The following is a 20,704-nucleotide window of genomic DNA, read 5'->3' on the forward strand; positions in this document are numbered from 1 at the left end:
AGGTGTTACAGGGCCAGGAAGCCGGCATATAGCCCGTAGGCCGCGATCAGAGCGCCGACGACGACTGCCGCGAAAATCAGCTTCTCGATATTGGTGAAAATCGGCTTGTTGACTTCAAGTTTAGCCTTGGCAAACAGGATGACGCCGGGGGCATAGAGCAGGGCGGAGAGCAGCAGGTATTTGACACCGCCGGCATAGATCAGCCAGATCGCGTAAACCACGGCCAGGGCACCGATGAACAGGTCTTTCCTGCGCTCGGGGTGATTTTGTTTGCCAAGGCCAAGCATGAGCAGGGCGAGCCATTGTTCACCCACATCGAGAAGGGGATTTTTGCCTGCGTAGTGGCCGGGGCGGGGCTCGCGGCTTATGGCTTGTACAGTGGGTTGCTCTCGTTATGAAAACGCGTCAGGGATGGAGGCACTCGCGTCGGCTTCATGCTCATCTGCAAACGCCATGAGCACTTCCAGATCGAGCACATCCAGCTTGATCCGAGCGATAAAGGCGGAGAACGCCAGGTTGGCGGCGAGCCGACTCAGATCGGCGGCCCAATCCGGGACGTGGACCGGCCCCTTGAGCCAGCCGGACTCGAAGAGCGGGGCCAGGCGCACGGTGTCACCCAGGCTGAGGCGCCCGGCGAACAGATGACCCACCAGTTCCGGCCGGTTGTCGCGGATCGCAATGCGCAGCAGGGTATGGACGCCGAGCAAACCGGTCAGGTAGGCGGCATCCTTGGTGAATGCCGAGCCGCCGTGCAGGTCGGCGCCGCGGAAAACCCGTTGGGTCGAACGAAAGGACTCCTCCTGGGACTGACCGGCAGCGAGAAAACCTTCGAACACCTGAATGAAGTCGGCACCCTCCAGCGCCTGCTGGACCGCGAGCACGCGCAGGGCGAGGCGGCGCAGACGGTTGATGTCCATGCTGCCGGTGAACAACTCGGCCAGGGTGGCGATACCCTCCTGGGTCTGGGTCGTGCGTGGTGCCCCCAGGCCCAGGCTTTTCAGGTTGGGTTGCAGCGCGCCATTCTGTGCCGTGGCGACATGCGCAAAGGCCTCATGCTGCAAGAGCTGGTTCTTGTCCAGTTCCGAAAACAGGGCGCTGGCACGCAGGCGGATGCGGCTCGCCCCGGCAATGGCCTTGGCGGCCAGGGTCGGATCGAGCACGACCGTGATCCGGCCCGGGCCGAAGAAACGATCCAGTTCCGGCTGCATCCAGGCAGCGAACGCCTCGGCCGGGATGTCGGCCTGGCTCGTTGGAATCCGTGCACCGCCCAGCAAGGCATCCGTGGTACTGAGGAAGAACCGGGCCGCGTCCAGCATGCTCAAGTTCAGGCGTGGGTAATAGAAGTCCGGGCGCCGGTACAGCGCTGACGAATACTGAGTAAAGGCGGGTGTGCCAATGGCCCCCAGCATGCGGCCGGCCGTGGCATAGCTGCGGGCCGTCATCGCGAGGAAACGCCCGGCCGGATGCCCCTCGTCGCAGCGGCCGGTAAAGGCTTCCAGGGCAACGATGTCGGCACTGTGGTCGCGTGGGCGTAGCTCGACCCTGGGCAGTTCTGCATGCCCGGCGCGCCAACGTTCCAGGAATACTTCCTCGACCCCGTCCGGCCAGGCCAGGGCATCCAGAACGCGGATCTTGCGGACCAGACCGGGCAGGGCGGCATCGAGTTCGGACAGGGGAGCGGTGCTCACGGGAATCTCCTTGGGAGACAAGGTTCAATCGCCACAGCGTAGTCGTTGTCGATGCATCGAATTGCGCCAGGTCGAGCACGCCAATTGCCCGGTGTCTGCTCGAACAATCAGCCGGCCGGCTCGGCCGAACAACTCATTTCCCCAGAGCCTGGCTTCTGGAACAGGACCGCATTGCCGTCTTGCCAGAAGCTGTAGTGCCCTTGGGCATCCTTGCCAGTGTATCGGGTTCCCGAATCACTCTGCACCTGGTTCAGGGTGACCGAGGAGTTCGCCCATTTCAGGTACACGACACCCGGCTGCGTGGTGAAGAAGGTGGCAGCAATCAGCGCATTCAACCCTGGACAACGAAACGCCAGGGGGCCTTCGGTGAGTCTGTCCGGATCCCTGGTTCTGACAATGGCCGAGCCTTGACGCAGTTGGTGCGCGCGCTCGGCATAACTGCGGATCGTGCACGCCTTGAGCTCTGGCCCGGACGCACACTGATTGCGCGTCTCGATCCAGAACTGCTGGTCGATCACGACGTTGTCCGGAGGCGGTATTGAGCGTTCATCCGTGAGGGCCAGGCGATACAGGCGCATCAGTTCGACATCCATCTGCGCCAGCTGCGGATCGCGACAGATGAGTTTTTCGGCGGGTGCCCTGGCCTGGGCGCAGTCGAAGCTGGTGTTGAGCGTGGGCGAAGGGGGCGCAGCCCTTGCACAGCTGCTCGCCGCCGCGCATACGCTGGCAGCGAGCAGACAGGTGAAACGGGCCGTGACCGTTTTCATTTGGGATTTACCCAGATCATGACGTGATGCCCGGATTGCCGTGGACCAATCGATCCCTCAGGTGTTTTGCAGTGTAAGTCGAGTTTTTTATAAGCGCACTCTTTCTTGATACTGCATTTCTTGATACTGCATTTCTTGATACTGCATTTGCTGATAATGCCGCTGATTAAAATCGAGGTGGGCGAACCGAGCCGACGCCACGAGGCTCTGAGTCACGCAGCATTGCCCGCGCCGGATCGGGTTGATCCGAGCTGGCGCTGGAATGGTTGGAAGCCTCCAGTCTGGAAACCCTTTTGCTGACCTCGTCGATATCGACAGGGCTCAACGTGATGTAGGCGTTGTTGACGCGGAAGGTGGCGGGTACGCCCTCCTTGTAAAACTCGAGGCGTTTTGCGCTGCCTACTGCGAACCATCCATCAGCGCGCAAGGCCTTTTCCAGTGCCTCGCGCTCTTTCGGTTGAAATTCCAGGCGAATGGATCGGTAGGTCAGTTTCTCCAGTGGGACCGTCGCGATCTTGTCGCCTCCCATAGGATCCGCCACGCTGGAAAAGTTGTCTGTGACATCCAGTGTTATTTCTGCGCTACTGGCGGTTGCACCAAAAACTTCCATTGGCTTGTTGTGCGTGCACGATAGGTAGTTATAGAAATCAACGCACTCTGTGAATCCCTGCGCTTTTCCCAGCGCTTGGGTTCCGGGAACAGAGAGTCCCGAGACCTGAACGGTGGTCAGGCGTTCAGCAGAATGGGCAGTACCTGCCACGAGTAGAAGAAAGATCGCTCCCAGCTTGTTCATATCACAGCTCCTACAGATCTATCGGATTTGAAATGAATCGCGGATCGCCTAGCGATCCCTGAAGCGCAACGCGCGTTACCGGAACCGTGCTGGCATTTTGTGTACGAGGAGGATGTTAGTCGTTAAATTAGCTTGCGATGGTTGCGTTACACATTAGTTCAGAATTTGTGCTGTGCTTGCCCTGCAAGTGATGCTCAAGCAAGCAGGGCAGCCAGTGACCCATAGGCACGGATCGCAGCACGAGCGGAAACGAAGTACTTCTCACTTCTTATTTATCTGGAAAGGGCAGCGATAGCAGCCAGGCACTGAAGGCCTTCAATGACGGCAGGTTCTGGTATCGATTCGCATAGACAAGGTAGTAACTGCGGCCGCTTTCCATCGGTTCGAACAATGCGACGAGGTCGCCATTCTTCAGTTCATCCTGGACAAGAATTTCTGGAACCAGGCCAAGCCCGATCCCCGCTGTCACCGCTTGAATCAGGTGCGCCGTGAGCTCGAAGCTCGGGCCGGCACGCAGGTTTCGGTGGTCGACGTTATGCTTGTCAAACCAGTCCGACCAGGCGCTCGGCCTTGAAACGACGTTTAACAATGCATGTTCGGCAACGTTCGCCGGTGACATGCCAGGGTACTCGGGCAATGCTGTCGGACTGGCAACCACCACCAGTCTTTCGGTGAGCAACTTATGTGAAATGTAGCCTGGCCATGTTCCAGAGCCTGCGCAAATGATTGCATTCATGTCGTGAGTGGACGATTGAACGTCCTCCCGGATGATTCTCGAATGTATGTGAACCAATATTTGCGGGTGTTGTGCATAAAACTCATGCATCCGTGGCAGAAGCCATTTCGAGCCCAGGGTTGGCAGTACCGCCAGGTTCAATGGACCACCGTCATTCTTGTACGAAATGGTCTGCAATGTTGCACTTCGAATGCGCCCCAAAGCCGCCGCCAATTCGTGTTGATACACCGCGCCGGCAGCCGTCAATTCAATCTTTCGGCCCTCACGCCTGAAGAGCTCGATGTCAAGTTGCGCCTCCAGGTTCTGTACCTGGCGGCTGACGGCGCTCTGGGTCAATGCCAGTTCTTCTGCGGCCTTGGTGAAGCTGCAATGGCGGGCGGCCGCCTCAAAGGCCACCAGCAGCGACATCGAAGGGGTCAGTCTTCTAGGGTTCATTCATAAAGCTCATGCAAAACCAGCAGGAATTACGTTTGTTCCAGGCCTGGACAGGCGCAACAATCATCAAAACCCTGTGCAGCTGCTCGTATTGAGCATACGTAATGTGAATGCATAGATTAGCTTTTTAGCCTGTAGGAATTCCATCATGATTGCCCGGCTGTTGCCTCCTGATACCCAGACGTCCACCTATGACGCTTTTCTCGACGCGCTCCAGGTGGCGGGGTTTCAAGGAGAAATTGCCCGCAACTATGGCGACCGGACGGTATTGGCCACCGACAATTCCATTTACCAGCGTCTGCCCCAGGCAGCGGTGTTTCCTCGTGATGAACAGGATGTAGTGATCTTGTCACGACTGGTCGCAGAACCCGCGCACAGTGCGGTAGTGCTCACGCCTCGAGGTGGAGGTACGGGCACCAATGGGCAATCGCTCACCGATGGCCTGGTCGTCGACCTGTCCCGACATCTGAACAGCATCCTGGAAATCAACGTTGAGGAGCGCTGGGTCAGCGTGCAGAGCGGTGTGGTCAAGGACCAGCTGAACGCCGCACTCAAACCCTATGGTCTGTTCTTTGCACCCGAACTCTCAACGTCGAATCGCGCAACCATTGGTGGCATGATCAATACCGATGCCAGTGGTCAGGGCAGCTGTACCTATGGCAAGACTCGCGATCACGTGCTCGAGCTTTCGACGGTGTTGCTTGGCGGTCATCGTCTCACCAGCTCAGCGGTCGATGCGCAGCATTTGCGTGCGCTTACAGGACGCAAGGATCGGGTGGGTGAGGTCTACCGGTGCGCAATGGATATAGCTGACACCCACGCCGACTTGATCAAGGACACTTTCCCCAAGCTCAATCGCTGCCTGACCGGCTATGACCTGGCCCATCTGCGTGAAACTGATGGACGCTTCAACCTCAACAGCGTGCTGTGCGGTTCTGAAGGCTCTCTTGGATTCATCGTCGAAGCAAAATTGAACGTCCTGCCCATCCCCGGATATTCCATCCTGGTTAACGTGCGTTACGCCGGATTCATGGATGCCTTGCGTGATGCAAAGGCGTTGATGGAAATGAAACCGCTGTCAATCGAGACAGTGGACTCCAAAGTGCTGATGCTGGCGATGCAGGATATTGTCTGGCACGGCGTCGCCGACTATTTCCCTGAAGACCCCGAGAGACCGACACTCGGAATCAACCTCATTGAATTCAGCGCAGACGACGAAGAGGTTGTCCGGCAGCAGGTTCATGAGTTCGTCCTGCATTTGCAGCGCGATACGTCTGTTGTGCGGTTGGGCCACACGCTGGCGATCGGCGCGGATGCGCTCAAGCGTGTCTATGCCATGCGCAAGCGCGCCGTGGGGTTGTTGGGCAACGTCAAAGGAGAGGCCCGGCCGCAGCCATTTGTCGAAGACACCGCTGTTCCACCTGAAAACCTTGCTGACTTCATCCAGGAGTTTCGAGCGCTTTTGGATAGCCATGACCTGCAGTACGGAATGTTTGGCCACGTCGACGCCGGTGTCCTGCATGTACGCCCGATCCTCGACATGAAAGATCCGGTCCAGGCAGCCTTGATCCGGCCGATTTCCGATGCCGTCGCGGCCTTGACGCAAAAACACGGGGGGTTGTTGTGGGGCGAGCATGGCAAGGGCTTGAGATCGCAGTATGTGCCGGATTACTTCGGTGATTTGTACCCTGCGTTGCAAGCGCTCAAAGCGGCCTTCGACCCGTACAACCAACTCAATCCAGGCAAGATCGCCACGCCGAAAACGGTCCCTGGCGCGCGACTGACACGCGTCGATGAAGTGCCGTTGCGCGGCGACTCGGACCGGACCATTGATGAGCGTGTCTGGCAAAGCTATGACACTGCCGTTCATTGCAATGGCAATGGCGCCTGCTACAACTTCGATCCCGATGACGCCATGTGCCCCTCCTGGAAGGCTACGCGCAATCGTGTCCATTCTCCGAAAGGTCGCGCGTCGCTGATACGAGAATGGCTGAGATTGCAGGGGGAGCAGGGGGTTGATGTGCTGGAGGCAAGCGATCGTGTTCGACTGTCTGCCGGGTCGCAGAACATTGCGCGCAGGGCCGTTAACAGCCTCGCACAAAAGATGGGGCAAGCAGATTTTTCCCATGAAGTCTACGAAGCGATGACAGGTTGTCTGGCCTGCAAATCCTGCGCAGGCCAATGTCCTGTCAAAGTCAATGTGCCGGAGTTCCGGTCGCGTTTTCTCGAGCTTTATCACAGCCGGTATTTGCGCCCCTTGAAGGACTACCTGATCGGCTCGTTGGAATACACGGTTCCGTACATTGCCAGGATGCCGCGCCTGTACAATTTCGTGATGAGCGCTCGACCGGTTCGCTGGCTTCTCGAGCGAGCAGCCGGGATGGTCGACAGCCCTTTACTGAGCCTGGTGGATTTTGCGGCTGTTTGCCGGCGCTGGAACGTCGAGGTCGCAACACCGGAACGCCTTGCTGCTCTATCCGATGCGCAGCGTGGGAAAAGCGTGATTCTGGTTCAGGATGCCTTTACGCGCTTTTTTGAAACCCCGTTGCTCGTTGACTGGGTGGAGCTGATCTCAAGGCTCGGTTACAAGGTCTACCTGGCACCGTACGCGCCGAATGGCAAACCGCTTCAGGTGCAGGGATTTCTCAAGGCATTCGAGAAAGCTGCCAGCTTCAATGGCCGGTCTTTGCTCAGTCTCCAGCAATATCAAATTCCATTGGTGGGGCTCGACCCTGCGATGACCCTGGTCTATCGACAGGAGTACGCCAAGACCCTGGAAGCCGGCAAAGCGCCCCTGGTGATGCTTGCGCAGGAGTGGCTGATCAATGCGCTGCCGGAAGGTGAAGCAGTGAAGGAGGGCGAGCCTTACCACTTCCTGCCGCACTGCACGGAAAAAACCAATGAGCCTGGCAGCATCGGCCAATGGCAGAAGATTTTTCAGCGTATGGGCCTGACGCTTCAGGTGCAAGCCAGCGGCTGCTGCGGGATGTCGGGCACCTACGGGCATGAGACGCGAAACGCGAAAACGTCGGACACGATCTACGGGCAATCCTGGAAGCGCCTCATTCAGAAATTTAACCAATCGGGGCGAGTCGTTGCCGATGGCTATTCTTGCCGCAGCCAGGTCAAGCGTCAGGAAGGTGCGACGGTGCTCCATCCGCTGCAGGTGCTGTTGGCGCGTGTGAAAGAGGCGACAGTAGAGCCGCCGCGGTGGCAACGATCACGCTGACGAAAAAACCCGGCGCCAGTGCAAGCGCGAGTGTGAATGTTGACGAGAGCGATCGAGCTCATGTACCAGGGTCAACGCGAGCTTGAGGTCGAACGCATCCGACAGCATGCCGGCGATGACGGGCCCGGGCGCCTGGCCGATGAGGTTGTTGCCCAAGACCATCATTGCCGTGACCGTCGAGCGCACGCCTGGGTGACGACGAGGACCACTGGCATTGCCATTTGCAGCCTGCTGGCGATGAAGGTGAGGTTGCCCGAGCGGGTGGCAAACATTGACGATGTCCTCGATGGCCTTCAGACGGCCCTCGGCGGCCCAGGCTTGCATCCGGGCCACCGCCTCGGGGTGTTTGGCCGAAAACGCGCCGACCCTTGATCTGATGCCTTACCTGGCAGCCTCCTCATAGGTAAGGCCGCAAAAAAATTTACGTTTTTTTTACGATGGATTTTGTTACTCGCAACGATACTGGCCGGCAAAATTGACAGTGCTTTTATGCCTCGCGACCCTCGACTCTCTCGGGTAACCCACGAGTTTTTCCTGGGTTGGTCAACGCTGCTTGCAGGGGAGTGGAAGGTGCTGCGCAGTTTCACCGAAGTCCACCACGGCCTTGAAATCTCACGGATGCGTTTTCGGCCCTCAATATTCGAGACGTAGAAAGTGAGCGAGACAGCGACCCATGCAATTGAAGAACCCCATCGCAAAACCTCAGCGGCGGGACTGCTCGTCGCTGCGGTCGGGGTAGTGTACGGAGATATTGGCACCAGCCCCCTGTACACGCTCAAGGAAGTGTTTGCCGGTCACTACGGTGTCCAGGCCAACCACGATGGCGTGCTGGGCATTCTGTCGTTGATCTTCTGGTCGTTGATCTGGGTGGTCTCGATCAAGTATGTGCTGTTCATTCTTCGCGCCAACAACCAGGGCGAAGGCGGGATCATGGCGCTGACGGCATTGGCCCGGCGGGCGGCCGCCCCTTATCCGTACATGAGTAAAGTCCTGGTACTGCTTGGTCTGTTCGGTGCGGCACTGTTTTACGGGGACAGCATGATCACCCCGGCTATTTCGGTGCTCTCTGCGGTTGAAGGACTACAGCTGGCGTTTGACGGCATAGAGCACTGGGTCGTGCCCTTGTCCGTGATCGTGCTGGTGGCGCTGTTCTTGATACAGAAACACGGCACAGCTCGCATTGGTATCCTGTTCGGTCCAGTGATGGTGCTGTGGTTTGTCGTATTAGGTGCCCTGGGGATCCATGGCATTTTGCAGCGACCGGAAGTACTGCAAGCGCTCAACCCATACTGGGGAGCGCATTTTTTTATCGCTCATCCGGGGATCGGCGTGGCCATCCTTGGTGCAGTGGTGCTTGCGCTGACGGGGGCCGAAGCGCTTTACGCCGACATGGGCCACTTTGGGCGCAAGCCCATTGCCCGCGCGTGGTTCATTTTGGTGCTGCCAGGGCTGGTGCTCAATTATTTTGGCCAGGGTGCCTTGATCCTGGAGAACCCGGAGGCGGTGCGCAACCCCTTCTATTTGCTGGCACCGGCCTGGGCCCTGTTGCCGATGGTCGCACTCTCGACACTGGCCACCATCATTGCTTCTCAAGCGGTGATTTCCGGTGCTTTCTCCCTGACTCGCCAGGCCATCCAACTGGGTTATGTTCCTCGCATGTTCATCCAGCACACCTCCAGCCAGGAGCAGGGACAGATCTACATCGGTACGGTTAACTGGGCGTTGATGGTCGGTGTCGTGCTGCTGGTTATCGGCTTCGAATCCTCCAGTGCCTTGGCCGCCGCCTATGGAGTCGCGGTGACGGGAACCATGTTGATCACCACCATCCTGTCCTCGGCTGTCGTCCTGCTGCTATGGAAAACGCCGCGCTGGCTGGCCATTCCGATGTTGTTCGGATTTTTGCTGGTAGACGGCCTGTATTTCGCGGCCAACGCGCCGAAGATCTTTCAGGGCGGTGCGTTCCCGGTGATTGCCGGTATTGGCCTGTTCGTTTTGATGACGACCTGGAAGCGGGGCAGGAAGATTATTGTGGAGCGATTGGATGAAACCGCGCTGCCACTCCCGCTATTTATCGGTAGCATCCGTACGCAGCCTCCCCATCGGGTGCAAGGTACGGCGGTGTTTCTGACGGCCAGGGCCGATGCGGTTCCGCATGCACTGCTGCACAACCTGCTGCATAACCAGGTTTTGCATGAACAAGTCGTGTTGCTCACCGTGGTGTCTGAAGACAGCCCTCGCGTGGGTGCAGACAGACGGTTTGAGGTTGAAGCCTATGGTGAAGGCTTCTTCCGGGTCAGTCTGCATTTTGGCTTTATCGAAGAGCCTGATGTCCCCCTGGCGTTGAGTCTCTGTCACTTGTCTGAGCTGGATTTCAGTCCGATGCGCACGACCTATTTCCTCAGCCGAGAGACGGTGATTCCGACCAAGCGCATTGGTATGGCCCGTTGGCGAGAGAGCCTGTTCGCGTTTTTGCTGAAGAACGCCAACAGCAACCTGAAATACTTCAAGTTGCCGTTGAATCGGGTGATAGAGCTGGGCACACAGGTTGAGATGTAAAGAGTCATCGAGTATCCAAGGGTGTTCATGGGGCGGCGGCGCGAGGAGGTCGAAGCTGGCGCACTGCCTGTGCAGCACCTCAAGCGTTCAATGCGGGCCATTCATGCTGGATGAACCACGCGTCAGACGCTTGAGCGCGATGACCATCAGCCCTCCGGTCACCAGCATTCCGGTGAGAAACAGCGGATAGGCAACCCACCAGGGGACGGCTGAGGTCATCATGCTGAACTCGGACATGCCCCCAATGCTGGCGATCAGGTTGAGAGGCAAGAAGACCACATTGATCAGCGTCAGTTTGCGCAGCAGGTTGTTCATGGTGTTGTTCATCAAATTGCCGCGTGCATCGATCAAGCCGGCAAACACCCGGGAGTAGATTTCCGCCTGTTTGTTGCACTGGGTATTCTCGATGATCAGATCGTCGATCAGCGCGATCGCCTCCGCGCTGAAGTGCTGTTTTTCTGCATGGTTGCGCAGCCGGGTCAGGACAGCACCATTGCTGTGAATCGCGTTGATGTAATAGATCAGGCTTTCGCTGAGATTGAACATCTGGACCAGATGCCGATTCTCCATCGAGGCGTTGAACTTCTGCTGCAGTTCGCGAGCCACCATCTTGATCACCTTGAGGTGACCCAGGTAGTGGTGGAGGTTGTTGAACAGCATGTCCAGCAGCACATCCAGCGGTGTGTGCAAGGGGTGCCGCGCCCCTAGTCCGCTCAACTGGGAATCGTCGGTCGCAATCACCAGCAAGCGTGTTTGAGAGAACAACAAGCCGAACGACGACACCTCAAACGCCAGGCTTTCTCCACCCGAGTAACTTTCCGGACGCTTCCAGATCAGGAACAGGTTATCCGGGTGGAACTCGATGCGTGAGACTTCGTCCGGATCCAGTGCCGAAGCCAGCGCGTGATCGTCCAGTTTGAAATCGTTGCGCAGCAGATCCCGTTCTGCAATATCGGGATTGCTGAACAACATCACATCGGCATCGAGGTGTTCAACCGGTACCAGCGCCCCATTGGCGAGTTGAAAGCTCTTGATCACATCTGACCTCTGGCGTTATCGACTGAGAAAGTCAGTGTCTTGCAGGATGCGTGTCGGATCAAGCGTTCACCAGGCCTGGCCGCGACGTTTGAGATCCAGGCGCCGGACGAATTCTTCCAGCACCAGTGAATACAAATCGTCCTGCAAGTAAGCGTCCTCGATGCCGGCGTCCATGTTCGGGTTGTCGTTGACCTCAATCACCACCACCTTATCGCCCGACTGCTTGAGGTCGACGCCATAGAGGCCGTCGCCGATGAGGTTCGCAGTTTTCACCGCCAGTTCGACTACCGCTCGCGGTGCCTCGTGGACCGCCAAGGTGCGGCATTCCCCATTAATGTCCTGGCCCTTGGCTTTGTGGTTGTAGATCTGCCAGTGACCTTTGGACATGAAGTACTGGCAGGCGAAAATCGGTTTGCGGTTGAGCACGCCGATACGCCAGTCGTATTCGGTGTAAAAGAATTCCTGAGCCAGCAACAATACTGAGTGTTCGAACAGCTCAGAGGTGGCATCCAGCAGTGCTTGTTGGCTTTCGACTTTGATCACACCACGGGAAAAACAACCATCGGGAATCTTCAGCACCAATGGAAAGCCCAGGCGCTCACCAACGCGCTCGAAGTCTTCCGGTCGCTCCTTGTAGAGAATCTCGGTAGCCGGCATACCCAGTTGATGGCTTTTGAGTAGATCAGTCAGGTACACCTTGTTGGTACAGCGCAGGATTGAAGTGGGATCGTCCATTACCACCAGACCTTCGCTCTCAGCTTTTTTGGCGAAGCGGTAGGTATGGTTATCCACGCTGGTGGTTTCACGAATCAGCAGGGCGTCATACTCGGCGATTCGCGAATAGTCTTTCTTTTCGATCAGATCGACATCAATACCCAAGCCTTTGCCGACCCGGATAAAATTCTCGAGTGCCTTGGCATTGGAAGGTGGCAGCGCTTCTTGCGGGTCATGCAAAATGGCCAGGTCGTAGCGGGCCACGCGTGGTGACCGCGGCATTCGCCATATCTTGCGGCTGAAACTGTCCAACGAGTTAGCAAATTGATCCTCCTGGTCTTCGCGTAATTTTTGCAAGACGCCAGACTTTATTCCTTCGATGCGCCAACTAGTGCTTTTGCGGAACTCTACCAAGAGAATCGGACAAGGGAATATTTCGAAAATTTGCCGCGCCAGTTCTTGCAAGGGTTCAAGGTTGGTTTTACCAAAGTATAGCGTGAGCGTGAATCCTTCGGTATTACTATAAAGGTGGTTGTTCAGTGCTTTGTCGAGCGCCTTGTCCAGATCATCCAGTGCCAGGCCATACAGTGACTTTCGGGTCAGCTCGCTGATGGTTCGCACAGACGGAATAACTTTATGGCCGCGTGCTTCCGCCAGTAATGAACAGTAATAGCCGTGTCCCAGGTACTTGTAGCTGCGACACAGGTTAATAACCTGAACACGCTTGCCGGCTTCGCTTTCAAGGGGCTGCTCGAGATACTCCTGGGCACTCATCACATCCTCTGAGGGAAAATAAGAGGCCCAGTCTTCTTTGCGCTCAACAATAATAACTACTTGGCTAGACCTTTTAGGTGTACCCGATAAATAAGTAAGGTTTGATATTGCCGCTAGCCGATTTTGCTCTGATACTTCACGCAAATCACCCTGTACTGCTGACATATGAGAAGGTCCGTTGGAGAACAAGTCCTTATCTATTAAGCACGATCTTTTAAAAAAGTCTCGTTTCGTTACGCAACTTTTACGGCGGCTATATGAACCTGGTATTTCGCAAGGCTACACACGATGATCTGAAGTCTCTGCTGGAACTGGAAAACCAGTGCTTTACCTATGATCGGCTGACGCCGCGCAGTTTTCAGTGGATGATCAGCCGAGCCCATGCCAGCCTGATCGTCGCGCAGGCCGGGAGTCAATTGATGGGCTACTGCCTGGTCCTGTTCCACCGCGGCACCTCTCTGGCGCGTCTGTACTCCATTGCCATCGCCCCCCACAGTCGTGGCCTGGGCTTGGGGAAACAGCTGCTTGATCAAGCAGAAGAGTGTGCGCGCGCGCACGACTGTGCTTACCTGCGACTGGAAGTTCGACCGGACAATCCTGTCGCCATCAGTCTGTATGAGCGCAATGGGTACCGGCGTTTCGCCGTCGTCAACGACTACTACGAAGATCATGTGCATGCGCTGCGTCTGGAAAAGCGCATTGTGCAGCGTCGGGAAAGCCGTGAGTTCCAGGTGCCTTACTACCAACAGACCACTGAGTTTACCTGCGGGCCGGCTTGTCTCTTGATGGCCATGAGTGCATTGCAGCCCGATCGCTTGATCGAGCGCAGGCACGAACTGCAAATCTGGCGTGAAGCCACGACGGTGTTCATGACCTCGGGGCACGGCGGCTGCAGTCCCCAAGGGCTGGCTCTGGCGGCCTGGCGCAGAGGATTTCGAGTACGCCTGCAAGTGAGCATCGCAGGTCCACTGTTTCTCGACGGGGTGCGCGACCCACATAAAAAGGACGTAATGCGCCTGGTACACGAAGAGTTCTGCACCGAGCTTCAGCACAGTGATGTGGAGCAGGTCAGCAGCAACCAACTGGACCTGGCTCTCACGCTGAAGGCCGGCGGTCAACCCTTGGTGCTGATCAGCAGCTACCGTCTGACTCGCTCGAAAGCCCCGCACTGGGTCATTGTCACTGACTACGATGAAGACTTCGTCTACCTGCATGATCCGGACATCGATCACAGCCAGCACCGTCAAGCACTCGACTGCCAGCATCTGCCCGTCAGCCACAAGGCGTTCGATAAAATGTGCGCTTTTGGTGGCAACAAGCTGCGCGCCTCAGTGACGCTTTACGCTCGCGAGAATCTTGCTACGGAGTGCCAATTGCGAGAAGGACTACAGGCTGCCTTCGACATCTTCCAGACTGAACGTCTCGGTGTGGTCGTCATAGGAGAAAATTTCAGCGTATCGCCCCCAAGTGATCACGCTCTCCAATGTTTTCTCCACAAACGCCTCAGTGAGTGAATCTTCCAGTTCTTGCTCAAAGCGCACCCGTGGCGCGCGGTGCCCGTTTCGTTCCTGCAATACCTGCCGAATGCGTGCGGCCAGTGGCACGTGCTTGACCAGGTGCTCGGCAAAGAGGGTTTTGCGCTCCTGGGTGCCGTACTCGGCGAATAACTTGCCGGCCTCAGTCAGGGTGATGTCGGCGTCCTTGAGTTCAGCGAATCCCAGGTATTCCAGCATCTCTGCTATCGGGAACAGGTCGTCCACTTCCAGTAAGCGCCGTTCAGCAACGTCTGGCAGACCGGCATGCCCGTTATAGGGTTCGGCAGCGAGGGTTTCGATCAGGCCGGCCATGAGGTTGGTGGAGACTTCTGGCAGCGGACTGCCCATCTTCAGCTCGGCTTTGCCGGTACTGGTGTCAGCGCTGCGCCGGTCGGTCATCAACGCATAGATGTCATCGACCATTTGGCGAAAGGTCGGATCCAGTCGGTTGCGTGGGTGGGCGAAGGGCACTTTGATTTCGGCGACGACGCGCCCGGGGTTTGACGACAAAACCAGAATACGGTCGCACATCAAAACGGCTTCTTCGATATTGTGGGTCACGATCAGGATGGATTTGATCGGCAGCTGCTCGCCGCTCCACAAATCCAGCAGGTCGGTGCGCAGGGTTTCGGCGGTCAGTACGTCGAGGGCGGAGAAGGGCTCGTCCATCAACAGCAGCGTCGGGTTGACCACCAGCGCGCGGGCGAATCCGACTCGTTGCCGCATACCGCCGGACAATTCACGTGGATAAGCGTTTTCGAATCCATCGAGGCCGATCAGGTCGATCGCTGACAGTGCGCGTTTGCGCGCGGCCTTGCGTTCGACCTGTAGCGCTTGCAGGCCGGCTTCGACGTTTTCGAGGACGGTCAGCCAAGGGAACAGCGCAAAGGTCTGAAAGACCATCGCCACGCCTTTGGCCGGCCCGGTGAGTAAGGCGCCGTTGTACCGGATCTCGCCCGACGACGGCGGTATCAGGCCGGCAATGATGCGCAGCAAGGTGGATTTGCCCGATCCGGAGCGGCCCAGCATGCCGGCGATTTCGCCTTCGCGCAGCGTCAGGTCAACATCGCTGAGCACTTGCAACTCGTCCTTGCCCTTGCCAAACGCCCGGCTCACGTTGTTCAGCGAGTAAATTTCGGGGGATGCCTTTGTGTGTTCGGTGTAGGTATTCATGGCATCGAATCCCGTTAATTGAGACGGAGTTTGTTTTCAGCAATGGCGTACATCGGCCGCCATACCGCGCGATTGAAGGCCACGACAAAGAGCGACATCACCACCACGCCCAGAGTGATTTTCGGAAAGTCACCGGATGCCGTGTTCTGGGCGATGTAAGCGCCCAGGCCGTGGGCAACGACCTTGTTTTGTCCCCATGAAACGAATTCGGAAACGATACTGGCGTTCCACGCACCGCCAGAAGCAGTGATCGCCCCGGTCACGTAATACGGGAAGATGCCCGGCAGCATGACCTTACGCCACCACAGCCAGCCGCGAATGCGGAAGTTGGCCGCGGCCTCGCGGAAGTCGTTCGGGAATGCACTGGCGCCGGCGATGACGTTGAACAAGATGTACCACTGCGTACCCAGCACAATCAGCGGGCTCAGCCAGATATCCGGGTTCAACTGGTAACGCAGAATCACGATGACAAACACCGGGAACAGCAAGTTGGCGGGGAAAGCCGCGAGGAACTGCGCCAACGGCTGGATTTTTTCCGCCAGGTGCGCACGCAAACCGATCATCACGCCCAGCGGCACCCAAATCAGCGAGGCCACGGCAATCAACAGCACCACCCGTACCAGGGTAATCAGCCCCATGCCGAGCACATGCCCGACCTCATCGAGTGTCACTTCGCTGCTCATGTAGAGGGCTATATGGTACAGCGCGTAGAGGGTCAACACGGCAATCAGCGTGCCCCACACCCAATCGATCAGCCGTGAAGTGGCCGGGTTCGGTGGCATGGCGCTGGGGCTTGAGCGCGGCAGGCTGAAGCGTCGGTTGCCGATTCGGCCGATGGCTCGGGTGATGGGGCGCAAGATGCGCTGGACCATGCGGGTGCGCTGGATCAGCTTCAGCAGCCATGATTGCGGTGCGCCCGCCTGGGAGGCGGTGTTCTCCATGCGGAATTTGTCGGCCCAGGCCACCAATGGCCGGAACAGAAACTGGTCGTAAATCAGGATGACCGCGATCATCGCCAGAATGACGTAGCCCACGGCGTGCAGGTTTTGCTGCTGGATGGCGATCGCCAGGTACGAACCCACTCCAGGCAGCATGACGGTCTTGTCGCCGACGGTAATGGCTTCGGAGGCCACCACGAAGAACCAGCCACCGGACATGCTCATCATCATGTTCCAGACCAGTCCCGGAATGGCGAACGGCACGTCGAGCTTCCAGAACTTTTGCCAGCCGGAAAACTGAAGGTTACTGGACACTTCTTCCAGGTCGCGCGGCAGCATGCGCAGTGACTGGTAGAAACTGAACGTCATGTTCCAGGCCTGGCTGGTGAAAATGGCAAAAATGGCGGCGAATTCAGCGCCAAGTACTCGCCCTGGAAACAGCAACAGAAAAAACGTCACGGTGAACGAAATGTAGCCCAGAACGGGCACCGATTGCAGGATGTCCAGTACCGGCACCAGCAGTTTCTCGGCCCGTCGGCTTTTGGCCGCCAGGGTTCCGTAAAGCAGGGTGAAGACCAGAGACACGGCCATCGCCGCAAGCATGCGCAGGGTGGTTCGCATTGCATATTCGGGCAGGCTGGCCGGGTCGAGTGAGATGACCTCACCCTGCAAGGTGGACATCGGCGCCCAGGTTTCCCGTGCGGCTATCGAAAAAAACAATAAAAAGCCGATCACCAGTGGCAGGGCAACCAGATCCCAGCGGTTGGGCAGTAATCGGAGCGTCGTGGCCGGGATGTAGTGACGCAGTACCTTGTTCATATTCAGTGATTCCAACATCGTTCTGAATGGAGGGGCAGGACCACAAGTCCGCACTTTCTTGAGCTCGCGTGGCTGAACCAAAAATCAACGTAACTCTTGCCGTCCTGTGTTCAAGGAATAAAACGGTAACCAACACCCGTTTCGGTAATGAGGTGGCGTGGCTGGGAAGGGTCTGCTTCGACTTTTTTACGCAGGCCGCCCATGAATACTCGCAGGTAAGGCGTATCGGTGGTGTGCGATGGGCCCCACACAGCCTTGAGCAGTTGCTGATGTGTCAGGACGCGGTTCGGGTGTGAGCAAAGATGGACCAGCAGGCGGTATTCCAGTGGTGTCAAATGCAGAGGGGCGCCGGCGCGTTCCACGACACGCCGTTCCATATCAATCCGGACTTCGCCAAAGACCAGGACCGCATGGTTCTCGGTATCCTTCACGTGTCTGCGTAGCAGTGCGCGGACGCGAGCCAGCAGTTCTCCGGTGCCAAACGGCTTCACCAGATAGTCATCGGCGCCCGTGTCCAGTGCCAGGATTTTGTCCGACTCCGCGCCACGGGCAGACAACACAATGATCGGCACCTCTGACCAACTCCGTACGTCCCGAATAAGGTCAACACCGTCGCCGTCGGGCAGTCCGAGGTCGAGCACGATCAGGTCCGGATGGCGTGTCCCTGCATCGATGAGGCCTCGGTGAAAGGTATCGGCTTCATGCACCTCCAGGCCTTCGGCTTGCAGGGCCATTCGCACGAAACGTCGTATTTCCTTCTCATCTTCAATGATCAGGACGTGCAGCACCGATTCGGTCATGGTTGCTCCTCGCCTGTTTGCTCAGCAAAGGGTTCGATGACTGGAGGCTCCTCACGGGGTAGACGCAGCGTGAAGCGCGCACCGCCCTCTGGGCGTGTAACACCCAAAATGGTTCCTCCATGAGCCTGTGCGATGGCTCGACAGATGGCCAGGCCCAGCCCAACGCCGGGTATCGAGCTTTCCTTCTTGCCGCGCATGAATTTGCTGAAGATGGCCTCTTCGTGACCGTGCGGTAACCCGGGTCCTTCGTCGGCGACCCACAATTCGAAGTTGTCAGGTGCGGCCCTGGCGCCCAGGCCGATGGTGGTGCCTGCCGGCGTGTACTTGACGGCGTTCTCGATCAGGTTGATGAGGACGCGTTCGATCAGTACCGCATCGATGTGTACGGGAGGTAAATCATCGTCCAAAGCGACCTGCACCGAACGCCCGCCCAGAATCGGCTGGATGGCTCGCAGGGCGCTGCCCACCACGTCTTCGATGGGTTGCCACTGTCGATTCAACACCACTTTGCCGGATTCGAGGCGCGCCATGTCCAGCAGGTTGTTGACCAGCGTATTCATGCGCAGGGCGGACTCACCCACCGCCGTGGCGATCTCGGCGGCTTCGCCGGTCAGGGGTGGCCTGGTCAGTTTAAGCGCTTCGCCAAGCCCTACCAAAACGGACAATGGCGTTCGCAAGTCGTGGGAAATGGCCGAGAGCAGCGAGTTACGCAAGCGCTCGGACTCCATCTGCACTGTCGTGTCTTGGGCAATGTGGATGTAGTGAATCCGTTCGAGCGAGATGGCCAGCAATGACGCACAAGTGTCGAGCAGGCGTCGCTGTTCCGGCACCACCAACCGGCTCGTGTCTCGCGGTTGCACGGCCAGTACACCGCGCACCCGCATGGGGGCTGACAACGGCAGATAAAGCGTTGAACTTGAGGGCAGGGTATCGGTGCCATAGCCGGCCGGCTCGGTTTTATCGAAGGACCACTGGGCAATGGCAAAGTCCACTTGCGGTGCATCCCCTGTGATCAACGGGACTTGCAGCTTATTGTTGTCATCAGCGACCAGCAGCGCCGACCTTGCACCAAATTCGGAGGCGAGAAAGCGTGCGCTGATGTCGGCGACTTGCTCGGTCATCAGTGCGGCGGACAACAGGCGCGACATGTCGTACAGCGCCCGCATGCGGTCTTCGCGCCGTTGCGCCACACGTGCCTGGTAGGTCAGGCCGGCGGTCATTTGTCCGATCACCAGAGCGACCACGAGCATGACGCTGAAGGTCACCAGGTACTGGGCATCGGTGAAGGCAAACGAAAAGCGCGGCGACACAAAAAAGAAGTCGAACGCACCTACTGCCAAAAAGGCCGCGAGAATCGCCGGGCCGCGTCCAAAACGAACGGCGACGGCGACGACGGCAAGCAGGAATATCATGACGATATTGGCCTGTTCCAGCACGTGAGCCAGGGGCATGACCAGCAAGGTCGTCACCGTACAGAGGGCTACGCTCCAGATATAGGACCGCCACATCACCGGAGTCTCGGTCGTCGTGGCACTGGGTTCGGTTTGTGTACGCTGGTCGGTTGGAAGAGAGACTTGAATCACGTCCAGGTCAGCGCCCTGAGCACCAATTCGATCCGCGAGTACCCGCCGCCAGAAACGACGACGAGGGTGTTCGTCGCGTCCCAGCACGACTTTGGAGAGATTGTGCTGCCTTGCGTACTTGACCAGCGTTTCGGCGATGTCCTGGCCGGCCAGGGTCGAGATCTGCGCCCCCATGTCCTGGGCCAGCTTCAGGGTCGCCAGAACGCGACGGCGCTTCGTTTCGGGCAGACGCTGCAAGGCGGGGGTCTCGACATACACGGCATGCCAGGGCACGTTGAGCTGAGCGGCCAGACGAGCTGTCGAGCGTACGGTTTTTTCCCCTTTTTCATGCGGGCCGATGCAGGCGAGCAGCGAGTCGCGGGTGCCCCAGACGGGTTTGACTGCACTGCTGATGCGGTATTGCAGCATCTCGCTGTCGACACGGTCGGCGGTACGACGCAGTGCCAGTTCGCGCAAGGCGATCAGGTTGCCTTTGCGGAAGAAGTTCTGCACCGCGCGTTCGGCCTGATGGGCCAGATAGACTTTGCCTTCCTTGAGGCGTTGCAGCAGATCGTCAGGCGGCAAGTCGACAATGACCACTTCATCCGCCGTGTCGAACACATGATCGGGTACGGTCTCCCAAACCCGGATGCCGGTGATGCCACCGACGATGTCATTCAGGCTCTCAAGATGTTGAACGTTCATGGTTGACCAGACGTCGATCCCGGCGCTGAGCAGCTCTTCTACGTCCTGCCAGCGTTTTGGATGGCGGGAACCGATGATGTTGGAGTGGGCCAGCTCGTCGATCAGGATCAGCTCGGGTTTGCGCAACAGCGCGGCGTCCAGATCGAATTCGGTCAGCGTACGGTTCTTGTCGATGACCTGTTTGAGCGGCAATTGTTCGAGCCCCGAGGTCAGCGCCTGGGTCTCGGCGCGACCATGGGTTTCGATCACGCCGATCAGTACATGGGTGTTCTGTTGTTTCGCCGTTTGCGCGGCGACCAGCATCGCGTAAGTCTTGCCGACACCGGCACTGGCTCCGAAAAAAATCTTGAGCCGACCGCGTGTGGCTTGCGCTTCTGCTTCGCGAATCTGTGCCAGTAGCTGGTCTGGGTCAGGACGTTGTTCGGCCATCAAGCCCACCGTG

13 protein-coding genes and 3 pseudogenes are annotated in these 20,704 nt (G+C 57.9%); 4 read left to right on the forward strand and 12 right to left on the reverse strand.

Annotation, left to right across the window (positions count from 1 at the left end):
- Positions 1-5 precede the first annotated feature (5 nt).
- Positions 6-257, reverse strand: a pseudogene (locus ACA067_RS14440) (arginine-ornithine antiporter); the annotation flags it as partial.
- On the opposite strand from ACA067_RS14440, the pseudogene ACA067_RS14445 reads away from it, so the two are divergent.
- Positions 252-398: pseudogene (locus tag ACA067_RS14445) on the forward strand (arginine-ornithine antiporter); the annotation flags it as partial. The pseudogenes ACA067_RS14440 and ACA067_RS14445 sit on opposite strands and share 6 nt — an antisense overlap.
- Here ACA067_RS14445 and ACA067_RS14450 read toward each other — a convergent pair.
- From ACA067_RS14450 to ACA067_RS14465, 4 genes are all read right to left on the reverse strand, one after another.
- On the reverse strand, positions 393-1,688 hold the full coding sequence (locus ACA067_RS14450; protein WP_497462388.1) for a peptidase MATCAP family protein: 1,296 nt from the start codon (positions 1,686-1,688) through the stop codon (positions 393-395). The pseudogene ACA067_RS14445 and the gene ACA067_RS14450 sit on opposite strands and share 6 nt — an antisense overlap.
- A 107-nt stretch (positions 1,689-1,795) precedes the next feature.
- The gene (locus ACA067_RS14455) at positions 1,796-2,455 is read right to left on the reverse strand and encodes an MliC family protein (RefSeq protein WP_497462389.1); all 660 of its coding nucleotides are present in this window, start codon (positions 2,453-2,455) and stop codon (positions 1,796-1,798) included.
- A 166-nt stretch (positions 2,456-2,621) separates the two neighbouring features.
- Positions 2,622-3,248, reverse strand: coding sequence for a hypothetical protein (locus tag ACA067_RS14460; RefSeq protein WP_497462390.1), 627 nt, complete (start codon positions 3,246-3,248; stop codon positions 2,622-2,624).
- 268 nt (positions 3,249-3,516) lie between these two features.
- Positions 3,517-4,419 carry a LysR substrate-binding domain-containing protein gene (locus ACA067_RS14465; protein WP_497462391.1) on the reverse strand — a complete coding sequence of 301 codons (903 nt, stop codon included), beginning with the start codon at positions 4,417-4,419 and terminating at the stop codon, positions 3,517-3,519.
- A 148-nt stretch (positions 4,420-4,567) separates the two neighbouring features.
- Here ACA067_RS14465 and ydiJ point away from each other — a divergent pair, with 148 nt between their 5' ends.
- Entirely contained in the window at positions 4,568-7,648 is a 3,081-nt protein-coding gene (gene ydiJ / locus ACA067_RS14470) for a D-2-hydroxyglutarate dehydrogenase YdiJ (protein ID WP_497462392.1), read from the forward strand.
- On the opposite strand, the gene ACA067_RS14475 is transcribed toward ydiJ, so the two are convergent.
- A complete protein-coding gene (locus ACA067_RS14475) occupies positions 7,640-7,972 on the reverse strand; it encodes a hypothetical protein (protein ID WP_497462393.1) in 333 nt (110 codons plus the stop codon). The two genes, ydiJ and ACA067_RS14475, sit on opposite strands and share 9 nt — an antisense overlap.
- Positions 7,973-8,302: 330 nt before the next feature.
- Between ACA067_RS14475 and ACA067_RS14480 the strand changes: the two genes are divergently transcribed.
- On the forward strand, positions 8,303-10,204 hold the full coding sequence (locus tag ACA067_RS14480) for a potassium transporter Kup (RefSeq protein ID WP_497462394.1): 1,902 nt from the start codon (positions 8,303-8,305) through the stop codon (positions 10,202-10,204).
- Positions 10,205-10,291: 87 nt separating this feature from the next.
- Here the strand turns inward: ACA067_RS14480 and ACA067_RS14485 are convergent, their stop codons facing one another.
- Together ACA067_RS14485 and ACA067_RS14490 are read right to left on the reverse strand one after the other, a co-directional pair.
- A complete protein-coding gene (locus ACA067_RS14485) occupies positions 10,292-11,242 on the reverse strand; it encodes a magnesium transporter CorA family protein (RefSeq protein WP_497462395.1) in 951 nt (316 codons plus the stop codon).
- Between the two features lie 66 nt (positions 11,243-11,308).
- Positions 11,309-12,895, reverse strand: a complete 1,587-nt coding sequence (locus ACA067_RS14490) for a RimK family ATP-grasp domain-containing protein (protein ID WP_497462396.1) — start codon at positions 12,893-12,895, stop codon at positions 11,309-11,311.
- A 92-nt stretch (positions 12,896-12,987) separates the two neighbouring features.
- On the opposite strand from ACA067_RS14490, the pseudogene rimI reads away from it, so the two are divergent.
- Positions 12,988-14,079: pseudogene (gene rimI, locus ACA067_RS14495) on the forward strand (ribosomal protein S18-alanine N-acetyltransferase); the annotation flags it as partial.
- Between the two features lie 36 nt (positions 14,080-14,115).
- Here rimI and ACA067_RS14500 read toward each other — a convergent pair.
- The 4 genes from ACA067_RS14500 to kdpD form a co-directional block, all read right to left on the reverse strand.
- Positions 14,116-15,438: an ABC transporter ATP-binding protein gene (locus tag ACA067_RS14500; protein ID WP_497462397.1), complete on the reverse strand. Its 1,323-nt coding sequence runs from the start codon at positions 15,436-15,438 to the stop codon at positions 14,116-14,118.
- 14 nt (positions 15,439-15,452) lie between these two features.
- Positions 15,453-17,195 carry an ABC transporter permease gene (locus tag ACA067_RS14505; RefSeq protein ID WP_497462398.1) on the reverse strand — a complete coding sequence of 581 codons (1,743 nt, stop codon included), beginning with the start codon at positions 17,193-17,195 and terminating at the stop codon, positions 15,453-15,455.
- Positions 17,196-17,305: 110 nt separating this feature from the next.
- Positions 17,306-17,995, reverse strand: coding sequence for a response regulator (locus ACA067_RS14510; RefSeq protein ID WP_497462399.1), 690 nt, complete (start codon positions 17,993-17,995; stop codon positions 17,306-17,308).
- The gene (kdpD, locus tag ACA067_RS14515; RefSeq protein ID WP_497462400.1) at positions 17,992-20,691 is read right to left on the reverse strand and encodes a two-component system sensor histidine kinase KdpD; all 2,700 of its coding nucleotides are present in this window, start codon (positions 20,689-20,691) and stop codon (positions 17,992-17,994) included. The genes ACA067_RS14510 and kdpD overlap by 4 nt, the downstream gene beginning before the upstream one ends.
- Between the last annotated feature and the right edge of the window lie 13 nt (positions 20,692-20,704).

The sequence above is a fragment of the Pseudomonas sp. LBUM1674 genome (genome assembly GCF_059695635.1).